The organism is Bradyrhizobium sp. WBAH42, from assembly GCF_024585265.1.
In the GTDB taxonomy this organism is placed as follows: Bacteria; Pseudomonadota; Alphaproteobacteria; order Rhizobiales; family Xanthobacteraceae; genus Bradyrhizobium.
This window is the reverse complement of record NZ_CP036533.1, coordinates 7,935,960-7,948,696: the sequence shown is the minus strand read 5'-3', so window position 1 is coordinate 7,948,696 and position 12,737 is coordinate 7,935,960. Positions and strand designations below refer to the sequence as shown.

8 protein-coding genes and 1 pseudogene are annotated in these 12,737 nt (G+C 56.2%); 4 read left to right on the top strand and 5 right to left on the bottom strand.

Annotated features, from left to right (window positions below; translation table 11 throughout):
- Nucleotides 1-80 precede the first annotated feature (80 nt).
- Entirely contained in the window at nucleotides 81-614 is a 534-nt protein-coding gene (locus tag DCG74_RS37240; protein WP_172788362.1) for a hypothetical protein, read from the bottom strand.
- A 370-nt stretch (nucleotides 615-984) separates the two neighbouring features.
- Here DCG74_RS37240 and DCG74_RS37235 point away from each other — a divergent pair.
- A pseudogene (locus DCG74_RS37235) lies at nucleotides 985-1,299 on the top strand (IS5/IS1182 family transposase); the annotation flags it as partial.
- Nucleotides 1,300-1,389: 90 nt separating this feature from the next.
- On the opposite strand, the gene DCG74_RS37230 reads toward DCG74_RS37235, so the two are convergent.
- The 4 genes from DCG74_RS37230 to DCG74_RS37215 form a co-directional block, all read right to left on the bottom strand.
- Nucleotides 1,390-1,662, bottom strand: a complete 273-nt coding sequence (locus DCG74_RS37230; RefSeq protein WP_172788361.1) for a hypothetical protein — start codon at nucleotides 1,660-1,662, stop codon at nucleotides 1,390-1,392.
- A gap of 318 nt (nucleotides 1,663-1,980) precedes the next feature.
- Entirely contained in the window at nucleotides 1,981-2,946 is a 966-nt protein-coding gene (locus DCG74_RS37225; protein ID WP_172788360.1) for an IS481 family transposase, read from the bottom strand.
- Nucleotides 2,947-3,027: 81 nt separating this feature from the next.
- Nucleotides 3,028-3,285, bottom strand: coding sequence for a hypothetical protein (locus tag DCG74_RS37220; RefSeq protein ID WP_172788324.1), 258 nt, complete (start codon nucleotides 3,283-3,285; stop codon nucleotides 3,028-3,030).
- Between the two features lie 869 nt (nucleotides 3,286-4,154).
- On the bottom strand, nucleotides 4,155-4,286 hold the full coding sequence (locus DCG74_RS37215; RefSeq protein ID WP_257187506.1) for a hypothetical protein: 132 nt from the start codon (nucleotides 4,284-4,286) through the stop codon (nucleotides 4,155-4,157).
- A 599-nt stretch (nucleotides 4,287-4,885) separates the two neighbouring features.
- Here DCG74_RS37215 and DCG74_RS37210 point away from each other — a divergent pair.
- From DCG74_RS37210 to DCG74_RS37200, 3 genes are read left to right on the top strand one after another with little or no spacing between them, the layout of a single operon-like run.
- The gene (locus DCG74_RS37210; RefSeq protein ID WP_257187505.1) at nucleotides 4,886-8,656 is read left to right on the top strand and encodes an amino acid adenylation domain-containing protein; all 3,771 of its coding nucleotides are present in this window, start codon (nucleotides 4,886-4,888) and stop codon (nucleotides 8,654-8,656) included.
- Nucleotides 8,547-11,306, top strand: coding sequence for an AMP-binding protein (locus DCG74_RS37205; protein WP_246708984.1), 2,760 nt, complete (start codon nucleotides 8,547-8,549; stop codon nucleotides 11,304-11,306). The genes DCG74_RS37210 and DCG74_RS37205 overlap by 110 nt, the downstream gene beginning before the upstream one ends.
- Nucleotides 11,299-12,726, top strand: coding sequence for an MATE family efflux transporter (locus DCG74_RS37200; RefSeq protein ID WP_172788359.1), 1,428 nt, complete (start codon nucleotides 11,299-11,301; stop codon nucleotides 12,724-12,726). The genes DCG74_RS37205 and DCG74_RS37200 overlap by 8 nt, the downstream gene beginning before the upstream one ends.
- Nucleotides 12,727-12,737 lie beyond the last annotated feature (11 nt).

Here is a 12,737-nt window from a genome sequence, read left to right as displayed (position 1 = left end):
CCGGGCGCGGGAAAGCCGCCCGCCCGGATCTGTGAGGGCAAAGCCAAATGGCCGAGCTACTCGACCACGACCCATCAGAATTAACCGGTGCCTCGATGAGACGACCTGACCGCAACAATGGGAACACCGCTACGTGAAATGACCCTCAGGCTTTTACGCTTTTCGGCCCAGTTTGTGACAGCCTCCTGTGTTAGGTGAGTGGCAGCTAATTCGGTCCAGGATTTCACGACACGTTTCCAACTCCCTTTTCGAGCGGGCAGAAACTCCAGCATTCTTTGCGCCTTGCGCGCAGCTGCGAACTTTCCGTCGCGCCTCGCCTCTTGGAGAATTTTGCGCACCAGTTCCTCGGTTCGCCTCCACCCGGCGTCCGTCATTCTATCTTCGACAAAGCAACCGAAGCATATTTTAAAGAACAAAGCACGGTCTGCGGCGGTGTCTACTGTTAGGTCCGGCTCATTCAACCACCGATGAAGAGCTTCGAGCTGCCCCGATCCGCCAAGCGTGAGAAACTCGTCATGCTCGAACATCAAGAACGTCGCGAATGCCGCTACCTCAAGGTGCATGTCCAGCTCTAGCGTTTCCAGCCAACTGCTGATTGCTTTTAGTGGGGACATCGCTCCGCTCTCCTTCCCTGCAAGCCTCGATTGGGCTCTCGACTGATAGGGTGGGCTTGATAGCGATTCGGCCCAGAGAACGCCACGCCGGTCAACTACAAGAATTTGCAGGCGGCAGAAATCAGAAGTCGACCGGCGCGCCCACGGACCTGCCACTGAGTATTTCCTCCAGAAGGAGTTATCCGCACCGGCGTGATAGCAGCGAGCAGTGCGTATCGGACGGCGCATTGAATGACCGCCAGCCCGCGCTGAGAATCGCACGCGTGCGCGGCATTCTGACTCAGGTAACTTCCCATCATTTAGCGAACCGGCGCGTCATGGCCGCGGTATCCCTTGTCGACATAGGCCCGCTCGATCGCACAACCGGTGAGTGCAGCCAAAGGCCATCACCTTCCCGACCGATGCCAAGCTGCTGCACGCGGCGATCAAAGGGCTCAACCGTCTGGCGAGGAAGCACGGGATCAGGCTGCGGCAGTCCTATCTTCGCGTTGCCAAGACCGCGGCCATGATGGCGCGCTACGCTCATGCCAAGCAATTCAAACGGCATCAGCGGCAGTTGCGCATCCTGCGCAGCCGCTTGGGCCGGATCATTCGCGATATCTGCCGCAATATCGAAGGTCAGGCCGTGCTCGAGAACGCCTTCGCCCTCCCGCTCGGCCGGGCCTCCCAGATCCGCTCGCATCAGTGAGCGAACTGGCTCTGTTTGCTACTTTCGAAAATGTCACATAACGGTCTTGCAGATTGAAAATTTTGTAGGAGCAGCTAGAGGCTGCAGCTAGGCGTACTCTTCGCGGTTCATCAGTTCGTTCCAAAAGCTCTCCAGCGCATTCAATGCGCTCTTATAGTCCGCCTCGCTTACAAAATGATCGAGTTCGAGGCCCTCTTCGTGCTTCATGACGTTGACTTGTTTTCGCATGTGGTCAATCGCGCTCAGGATCTTCTCCGGTAGCGCGCCGTCGAAAACTAAAAGGGCCTTGCGAACGAAGTTTGTGAAGGGTTTCTCGTTCTGATTTATTGTCATCAGCTGGTTGTTGTTCCGGTTGGTCATGAGGGTAAAGTACGCCTTACAGTCCTTTTCCCAAAGATGATATTCGCGAACATACGCTCCCTGGAGAAGGCTTTCGATGACCCTGGTCCCTTCCATATCTGCGCTTAGTGGATCGCGACCAAGCAAGCGAGATTGGCATCGTGAATTTTTTGAACACCCGCGATCGCATACTCGACTGCTGTGCGACGATGGCCAATCTGTATGTAGTTGACCATTGCGCCCGATTCCAAATGTCGTCTGATTAGCTTCATGGTTGAGGCATCGCCTTATTCAGCCGAAAACTACGTTTGCACCGCCCCCAAATTGTTGACTTTGATGCTAGTTGTTTAGTCCCGGCATTTGCTGGACCGGGTTGAGTTTGAATCGTTCTGGCTGGGAAGTCCAGCATTTGCAAATGTATTCGTAGGGTGTGAGGCCATTCAGGGTCTTCAGCCGCCGAGCATAGTTGTAGGCGTTGATGAAGTCGGCAAGGTGAGCTTCGAGCTGATCGTGTCGATCGTAGTAATAGCGTTGGACGGTCGCTTCCTTGATCGTGCGGTTCATTCGTTCGACCTGGCCATTGGTCCAGGGATGCTTGATCTTAGTCAGCCGATGCTCGATCCCGTTCTCCCGGCAGCGCATGTCGAACATATGCGTGGCGTATCTTGCTGTCGGGCCGTCCGCATAGCGCGGTGGGAAGGTGAACTGGATCCCATTGTCGGTGAGAACCGTGTGGATCTTGTAGGGGACGGCCGCAATAAGGGCTTCGAGGAAGGCCGCGGCCGAGGTCCTTCCGGTCTTCCTGGCCAGTTGCACGAACGCGAACTTGCTGGTGCGATCGATTGCGACGTAGAGGTAGAGCTTGCCTTTGGCGGTCCGGAGCTCGGCGATGTCGATGTGGAAGTAGCCGATCGGATAAGCCTTGAACTTCTTCTTCGAGGGCTTGCCACCCCCGACTTCCGGCAATCGGCTGATGCCGTGACGCTGGAGGCAGCGATGCAGGGATGACCGCGTCAGATGCGGGATGGTCGGCTGCAGCGCATAGAGGCAATCGTCGAGTGGCAGCAGCGTATGCTGCCGGAAAGCAACGATGATCGCCTCCTCCTCGATGGAAAGGACAGTCGACTTGGCTTCCTTGGGGCCAGTCGAACGATCGGTGACAGTCTCGCGCTGCTTCCACTTCGCGACAGTCTTCTGGTTGATCCCGTAGCGCTTGGCGAGACCTCTCAGGCTCTCTTGACTATTTTGTATTGCTCGACGGACTGCCTCCGTCGTGGTGGCGCAGCCGTGTAAAATCTGTCCCATAGCGCTTCCTTCGAATCGTGCGACAAGGATGCACCATCAAAGTCTGGGACTAAACACCTAGCACGACCGCTGGAGACAGAGTCAGGAATGCACTTCGCTTCCTTTGCCGAGGATAGAGCGTCGGGCGCCGGATGGAAGCGAACCGAAGTGTTGGTGCGGAAAAGTCGGAGGGCTATCGATTATCTTGAGCGCAGCTTCGAGTTCATCTCGAAGACGCTTCGTAATCCGCAGAATGCCGCTCGCGAGTTCCTCGCGGCTGATTTCTGCACCGTGAGCAACTTTTTCTTCGAGGTCGCGTATAGCTTCGTCGATCGTGTGCAGCGAGAATGTGCTAGGCATCGTCCGGCTCCGTCGTGATTAAGGGGCCGGCATCCGCCGAACCACGGCGTAAAAGGCGTCCGCTACACGGTTGAGTAAAGCGGGTGGCGTTGCGGGAAAATCTGTCCCCATCTCGCGTCTGAGCGCCTCGAATTCGGATAAGGTCGAAAGAGGGCAATCCGCCACCGCGTTCATTTTTGAGCAGATAACTTCGACCCGGCATCGCCAATCGGCCAGCTGTTCTTCAGTTCGCTGTGGCCCGTACGTGTCTTCTGCCGGTGTATGGCTTGGCCTACGGACGTAATCCGTGAATGCTTGGATTGCCGCTACCACTTCCGTCCTGGGCACGGCGCTTACTCCTATGAGTGGAGCCAGCTCGACAATGGCAGGCCCAGCGCTCTGATATGGCATGCCCGCGGGGGCGCGGCAACCCACTGGTGCTGATAGGTGCCCTCCGGTACTTTTCGACGATATTGCTTTGTTGGCCCCCTTGCGAATTAGCCCGGTCAGCCTTGCCAATCCACGGGCGAAGGCTGGCCGCCGAAGTCTGCGGCACGTGATAGGGACAGCGCGCTGCCGCGAGCTTTACGGCAGCGCGGGTGTGGCAGGGACAGCGGCGCTCGCATTGTCGGCGCCGAGGCGCGCCCGCGCTGCTTCAATCGCGGGCTAAGCCCCGTTACGGTAGTTATGCTCGTTCTGCGAGCGATAAGCTCAGGTCAGCTTATTTCGCTGCTTGAGGCTGGCCGTGTGGGGAGTTAGCGCTGTCTCCGCCCCGCTAGCTTTCCCGCTGTTTAGATCGAAGGGGCCACCCACCTCGAGCGGCCTGCCGAACCGGGGCCGGTGTGATCCTTTAGACTATCGATTACCTTGAGCGGAGCTTCGAGTTCATCTCAAAGATGCTTCGAAATCCGCAGAACGTCGCTCGCAAGCTCCTCATGGCTGATTTCTGCACCGTAAGCGACTTTTTGCTCCAGGTCGCGTATAGCGTTGTCGATCTTGTGCGGCGAGAACGTGCTGGGCATCATCCGGCTCCCCGTCTACAAGGTTATCTCTACGAACCCCAGGAAGACGAGCCGCTTGCCGGGACCGAGGACTTTCTCTGCAATGCCCACCTCGATATTCCAGCGGCCGTCGAGGCGCTGGGTCCAATACTGAATGGCGCTGCGCACGCACCTGCTGATCCCTGCTACGTGGGAGCTCATACCGGTTACGTCTTGTCCAGCCACGACGGCAGTTAACCCGACATGACACTGTTCGGTTGAAGACGCCCCCTATGTTCGGAGCCTGACACAAAGATGCGAGGCCGCCGCCGGGCCGGCGCAAAGCGCATGAATTGTCTTTGCCAAAGCTGGCACGTCAGTTGCTGTGGGTCGGCGAGGATTCAGTTCACTGAGTGTACTTCACTGCTGCACAGAACTGCTTTGATGGCGATAAGAATGCCCTCGTCGTTTCCGGGAAGTATGGCAAGACCAAACGGCCCGGGACAGATCCGAATGACGCGATTCTGGCCGCAGAGCAATTGCGTGAACGCGGGGGGGGGGCTACCAACAAGTTTCTGATTTGAGGGCCGTAGAAGGGGATGAATGGCGGGACGCGTATGCCTATAGAAACTCGATCCGGCGTGGAACGTCAACCTATCGATGCGATCAAGGCGATTGATCGCTTTGCACTATCGCATCCAGAGAGGGTTGCGCTGAGGTACAGGGCAGCCGAACTCACCTACGATGCGCTGCGATTAAGATCGGATGCCCTCGCAAGGACCTTACGAGCGCAGGGTGCCTACGATGCGGTCGTCGGCTATTGGGGTGAGCGCGACCTCGACTGGGCGACAGCGGTAGTTGCAATCGTGAAAGCTGGATCAACGTACCTGCCGCTCGATCCGTCGTTGCCGGTTTCGCGTGCATCATTCATGATCGAGCAGAGCCGCTGCGCTCTGATTGTTGGCCCACACCAGCTGGATTCGCTCGGCCTGTTCTTCCAGGCGAATAGCAAGGGCGCCACGCCATTCATGCCGATGGAGGCGGCGTTACGACAGGGTCAGACTTCGTCTGTGGTGCCATCGTCAAGTGATAATGGGCCCGCCTACATTCTATTTACGTCTGGTTCGACCGGCCAGCCTAAGGGCGCAATGATCGAGCGCGCAGCCCTCAACAATCATTTGGCGGCAAAGATTGATGCCTTAGCCCTCTCTCGGACCGATTGCATCGCTCAGACGGCATCGCACTGCTTTGACATATCGCTGTGGCAGCTGCTGGCAGGGCTTTGTGTAGGAGGCTGTGTCGCGATTATTGATGATACGACACTGAGATCGCCGGTGACCCTCCTCAAAGCAATTCAAGGTAACGGCGTGACGGTTGTTCAATTCGTTCCCTCGATGCTTGCGGTTTTTGTTGACTATCTGCAGTCGCTTGCGGCGGTTGAGCGGGCTCTGAGCTTGCGAATCATTTCTACGGTCGGAGAACCCTTAACACCCGGATTGGCCCGCGCCTGGCTTGGCTTGTATCCCGAGGTCCCCATTCTTAACCACTATGGGCCGACCGAGTGCGCGGACGGAGTTACGCATCATCTGGTTTCCGTGCCGCCTGGGCTGGCTGACTCTTATGTTCCGATCGGCGAACCGATTTCGAACCTTGAGGTTTATGTCGCCGACGGACCGCGGCTGTGCAACACGGGAGAGGTCGGCGAAATCTGTGTTAGCGGCGTTGGTGTCGCTGCTGGTTACGTCAATGACGATGTCCGCACCAAGGATGCCTTTGGGCCAAACCCGTTCTCGAGCGACCCATCCTTTCAGCGCCTATACAGGACAGGTGATCTCGGGCGCGTTCGTTCTGATGGTCTTTTGGAATGTCTCGGTCGACGGGATCGTCAGGTCAAAATCCGCGGGCACAGAATTGAGTTGGGAGAAATCGAAGCCCGCCTCTCCGCTCATCATCTAGTGCGCGGCGCCGTCGTGGTCGCCTCCTGCGCAGGCGCAAAGCTTACGGCGAGAGATATAACGAGGGCCGGGGGGGAAGAAAGTGGCTCGAGACGCCTCTTCGCGTATGTATCAGCTCCCGCTGAACTGGCGCAAAGCGAGCTTCAGGACTTTCTTGCCGAAGCGCTTCCCACCTACATGCTTCCAGAACGGATCATCCACGTCGACGATATCCCACTGACAAGAAACGGAAAGGTTGATTTTGGAGCATTGCCGGACCCGACCAGTGTCCGCCCTCTCTTGCCGACGCCATTTGCAGAGCCGCAAACAGAGCTCGAAGCCAAGCTGTGTCAGATCTGGTCCGCCGTTCTACGTATTAGGAACATCGGCGTGAATGACCAGTTCATAACCCTCGGCGGCGACTCGCTCCGGGCAATGCTCATATTGGGTCAGTTGCAGATCCAGCTCGGAGTGAGACCGGATTTCAGGCTCGTCCTGAATGGAACGATCCGATCTCTTGCGGCGTCGATCTCGGCCCAAATCGAATCCGAACCGTGCATAGCCCCGGCAACCGGAAAGCTTGCGCGATCGCCTCTGACGCGGGTTCAGGAGCACCTATGGTTTCTCTCGCAGCTCGATCCGTCTGCCCGGAACTACGTCATTCAAGGTGGAATACGAATAAGGAATCTCATCGATCTGGCCGCATTCAATCGCGCCTGGAGCGATGTCATTCATGCCCATCAGGCACTTTCGGCCCGCTTTATCGACGAGGACGGTCCGGTTCAGCTTTTTGAGGCTCCGCAATGCGCTCTTGAATTGACTGATGCATCTCATCTGACACCTCAGCAAGCGGAGGAGTTGGTCGCTGAGTTACGGCGAATGGAGCTGAACGGCAGCTTTGATCTCTGCCAAGGCCATTTGTTTCGCGCGCGCATGATCCGTTTTGGCCCTGACAATCATCTCATACTAATCACCGCTCACGAAATTATCATCGATGCATGGTCGATCTCAGTTCTACTTAGGGATCTTCGGCAAAGGTACGCGGATGCCGCGGCATTTTTGCCAGAGAACCGGGCGTCACTCTCGACTTACGCGGTCTGGGAAACACAGCACGCTACCCCAGAGGCGCTGGCCAACCAACGGAGCTATTGGCGTGGTCAAATCGGTGATAATCCGCCGGTGCTTTCGCTTGGAACGGGACGCGCGCGGCCGCAGACCAATTCCTATCGCGGCACCTCGCATCCGGTGCTGCTTGATAGCGAGCTCTCCAATCAGATACGGGAGTTTGCGTATCGACATAGGTGCACCACCTCGACAACACTCCTGGCATGCTTCAAGCTGCTGCTGCGGATGTATAGCGGTCAGGACGATATTATCGTTGGCATACCGCACGTGGTACGAGATCAACCTGGCAGCGCTGATATTGTTGGCTTTTTCCTCAATATGCTGCCAATCCGCACCGCGATCGATGTCGAGCAGTCCTTTACAGCTCATGCCTTGCGCATCCATAGCTTGGTCAGCGATGCCATCGCAAATTCGGCATATCCTTTCGGCTGGATGGTAAGGGATACCCAGCTACATCGCGAAGCGGATCGATCGCCGATCTTCCAGGTCATGTTCAACATGTACTCCGAGGCCGCGGAGCCACATGGCCCACATGAGCTGGATCTGTCATTCCGCGAATATGACACCGGCTATGTAAAATTCGACCTGACATTGTACGCACAAGAGCAGGGCGACGAAATTGCCCTTCAGCTAGCGTATGCGGAAGACATATTTTCCAGCGATCTGATTCTTCGCATGGCAGAGAATTTACGCTGTCTGATTGCAGCCTGCATTGAGAAGCCGCTTGCGCCAATTAACGATCTGAGTTGCGTCAGCGCGTCAGATATCACGATGCTGGACTCGCTGGATGGGGCGGCGCAGCCATATACGAATGAATGTCCGCTTATTGAAGCGTTCGAGCAAATAAGTGCCTCCCATCCCAACCAAGTGGCGTATTTTGGTGATTTCGGTGAAATCACATTCAACCACCTGCGTGAGCGTGTAACAGCTATCAGGTCGCAACTGTTGGCTTCGGGCCTAGGGGCTGGTGATATGGTCGCCATGCTGGTCGACCGATCGCCCGACGTGGCAGCTGTTATTCTTGCCGCACGAGCATTGCAGTCCATTGTTGTCCCTATATCCCCCGATTATCCACGTGATCGCATCGAACACATCCTCCGAGATAGTCAGGCAAAGCTGTTGGTTCACGCAAATAGGTTCGACCTCGGTTTTGACATGCCGTCGATTTGTCTATTAACCTTGGGAGGGAGCTGCGCGCCAGCGCAGAAGCTTGAGCGCGACGGCACACCGCCGGCTCAGCGAATTGCTTATATACACGTCATCTTCAACCGGAAAGGCGAAGGGGGTTCTTATACCAGAGTCGGCAATTCTCAATCGATTGCACTGGATGTGGCGACGCTTTCCCTTCGATAGTACAGACGTCATAGCTGTCCAGAAGTCCGCATCACTTGTCGCCTCCGCTTGGGAGTACCTTGGGGGACTTCTGAGAGGTGTACCCGCGCTGATCCTGACCCAAGAGCAGTTGCTGGATCCAGATCTATTGTTGTGCACGCTGGCTAGACATCGCGTGACACGCTTATTTGCCTCGCCGCCGCTTTTGTCCGGCCTCATTGCTTCCCAGGAACGGCACCCGCAACCGACGACCTTGCGGTTGGTTACAAGCAGCGCTGAACCGATGCCTTCCTCGCTCCCCGTTCGCTGGCGTGCGCATTTCCCGGACGTGCCCTTGTGGAACTTCTATGGTGCTACGGAATGTGCATCCAATGCAGCAGTCTATGATACGTCGGACCACGACGGCTCGTCGCTCGTCCCTGTTGGGCGTCCAATCGATAACGTCAAGCTCTACGTGCTCGATGCTCATTTGAAGAGAGTCCCTGTCGGAGCTTCTGGCGAATTGTGCATCGCGGGACGCTGCTTGAGCGCTGGGTACTGGCAGGATCAAGATCGGACCAACCGCTGTTTCGTACCCAATCCGCATGATCACGGACAATACAGCGTTCTTTATCGAACTGGCGATATCGCACGCATCTCAACCAGCGGTCTCCTCCAGATTTTCGGCCGCTCGGACAACCAGATCAAGGTTCGCGGCTTTCGTATCGAGCTGGAGGAGGTCGAAACAGCCCTCGAGTCACATCCGGCAATCGCAAAGGCTGCAGTCTTCGCAGAGGGCATGGATGACCAGCGTCGCTTGAGCGCAAGCGTGGTTCCGGCTCGCGAAAGTCTAAGTTCTGGAGATCTTGTCACCCACCTGCGCCAAACATTGCCATCCTACATGATTCCCTCCGCCTTCCGTTTGGTTGACAGCATCCCCCTTACGGCGAGTGGAAAGGTAGATCGAGCTCGATTGTCGTCCGTTCCTTACCGCGAATTCGGGCCTTCTCGATCTGCTGAACCTTGCACGAGGGAGGAGCTTATCCTTGCTGGGATCTGGCAGGATCTATTAGGCGCTAAGCGGGTCGGAATCGATCGGAGCTTCTTTGATATCGGCGGAAACTCGCTTCTGAGCGTGCGCTGCGTCACGCTGGCGCGCAAAGCGGGGTTAAATCTCACTGTCAATCAACTCTATCGAACACCCACCATCAGGGAATTGGCGGCAGCGGGAGCGGCGGTTACACTGCATAGCTCCCCTTCCGCAGATGGCTCATTGCGAGTTACCCCCGCAATCTCATCTTGGAACCGTCTTTCAGGCTTTGACGAGCATTTCAACATCGGCGATCTGTTCTTCTTGCCCGGCGTGGTCCTGAATATCACGCTCCTGGAGCGTGCCCTTACCCAGGTCATAGACAGGCACGAAGGCCTCAGACTCCGTATTACCCGAATCGACGATGGTCTACGCCTGACAATAAAACCTTCTGTGGCCCAACGCCTCGTTGAGGAAATCGATCTTGTCGGAATGACCGGCCTACAGCAGCGTGAGGCCATCGAAAGCATCTCTGCAAGACGTCAACATACCTTTCGGTTTGATGGCCAGACGTCTCTTGTTCACGTCACGGCGTTCCGCACATCGGAAAGGGGCGATTACTATCTGCTGGTCTTGATGCATCATTTTGTGGCGGACGGGATAGGCTATCGATTGTTCTTGGAAGCATTGGATGCGGCGTACAACGCCCTTGCCTCAGGCCACGCCGTGAGCGGTCCCGAGAGCATACAAACGCTCTCTGGATGGTTGAAGCGCCTCGAGCACTACGCTAACAGCGAAGCGCCAACCGAACTCAAATACTGGGAGAGCATCGACTACGATCAGTTCGATTTGCACGTCAGCGACACTTCATCGGGCGGCGCGAGCTTTTCGGAAGTGAGTGCGAGAGAGCTTTACTATGCACGTCTTGAAGGCCGCACGGATGAGGCGAACTGCCAAGCGCTTTGGGAAGATCAGGCCAAGTACCATTTCGAGATTGATAGAATCGCCACAGCTGATCTCCTCAATATTGCAGCCAGATCTGCGGACTGTCAGGACTTTGATGTGTTTCTTGCCGCCATATCTGGTTCCTTTGGACGCGTTTTCGGCAACTATTCGCTCTGGATTGATAGCCTTATTTCAACCAGAGGTCGGCTCTTTGATGATCTCGATCCATCTCAGATTATCGGGGTTGTCAGCGAGATGGTTCCGCTTCCCTTGATTCTCGCGAGATCGGATCTCCGTGCCGATCGTGCTCGTTCAATATATCGCCAGCGCAATGCCATGCCCCGCAGCGGCATAGGCTTTCGGGCCATGAAATTCCTAAATCGAGATCCAGCCGTGCGGAGCCGGATCGATCGCCTGCCCTTACCCAAAATTGGATTGAATTATCGAGCGGGTTTGCAGCGCCACTTTCCACGACGTCTCCTAACCAAGGCACCTTCTCCACTCTGGATTGGCCAAGATGTAGATGAGGCGGCTGTGAAATACCTCTTTTGGTTCAGAGTCGGATATCGAGACGGCCGTCTACAGATCGATACGACGTACAATTCGACCAAGCTCGGCTATGAAATGACCCGCAATCTTTGCACGGTGTTGCAACGGGAGCTGTTGCAGACGATCAAGGAATTCGGAAAAGTGGACGACGCAGTAATCCATGGATAATCCAGATACGGATTTCGCCGTCGAGAACGATCGCGATGTAATGCCAAGGAATAAGCAGCACATCAATCTATCGGACCCCAACCTTTCGAGCCTTATGCTGCGGCTCGCCATTCCGTCTATTATTGGCTTATCGATCAACGCGTCTCAGCAGGTCGTCAACTTTGTCTTTGTTGGCGCACTTGGCGTGCAGGCGATGGCAGCTGTCAGCATGACCTTGCCCATCGTGGTCTTGCTTACGGCAGTCGGACAGGGAATCGGGGTTGGAACAGCGTCGTTCATATCTCGTCATTTTGGCGCTGGTGACTACCTGGAGGCGAGCCGAGGCGCGAGCACCGCGCTCGCGCTCGCCGCGCCAATCGGCATCACCTTGACTGTCGCTTTGCTTCTAAACCTGCGAGGGATCTTTGTAACGCTCGGAGCAACTCCAACCATTGCGCCCATGGCGCTCGACTACGCGGCGACGCTTTTGTTCGGGTACACCGTGATGCTTCTAAACATGGTCAGCGGCTTCATCGTCAGAGCCGAGGGTAACACACGATTCAGCATGTGGACGATGATGACCGCCTTCATCCTGAACGCGGTGCTCGATCCGGTCTTCATATTCTTACTAGACTTGGGCGTGCGAGGCGCAGCCCTCGCAACGCTGGTATCTCAGATCGCAGCCATAAGCCTCTATATCGCGTATTTTATGAATGATCGCGGAACAGTCCGCGTCAGGGCATCTCACATCTCGGCGCGAGGAGATCGCATCAGACAGCTCGCATTCATAGGGGCGCCGGCGAGTATAACCAGCATTTTATCTGCCGTTAGCTTTATGCTCTTATACGGAGCTGCTGCGCCGTTCGGCGACGATTCGATCGCCGCCGTGGGAATAGCTGTGCGATTGCTGACGATCGGCGCACTGCCTGTCACCGGCTTCTGTATAGGCTCTCAAGCCGTCCTGGGTTTCGGTTGGGGCGCACGAGACTTTGCTCGCGTATTGAAGGCTGCGAAGTTGATGCTTTCGATGACTGTCGCTCTTTCCGTTGCCTATTCTGCGGCCATTGTGATTTTTGCCCGGCCCTTGGTCGGGCTGTTCAGTGATAGCGAGAATGTCACGAAAATTGCGGTCTCGACCTGCATCGTCTTCCATCTCTTTTTTGGGCTTTTTGGTATTCAGAGCGTCGTGACAACGATGCTTCAGTCGTTCGGGAGAGCACGACTCAGTGCAGTTGTTTCGTTGGCGAGGCAGGGATATCTCTTCATACCGGCCGTACTGCTGTTCCCGCTCATGTGGGGTTTCAACGGACTTTTGGCCAGTCAAGCAATCGCTGAGCTGGGCACCGGAATGATCGCGCTATTTGTCATGTTCCACCAATTCGCTCAGATCGGACGAGCGCTCCGGCACCCCGCTTCAAAAGCGATCGAGATCGCGGGTTGAGCTGACAACGG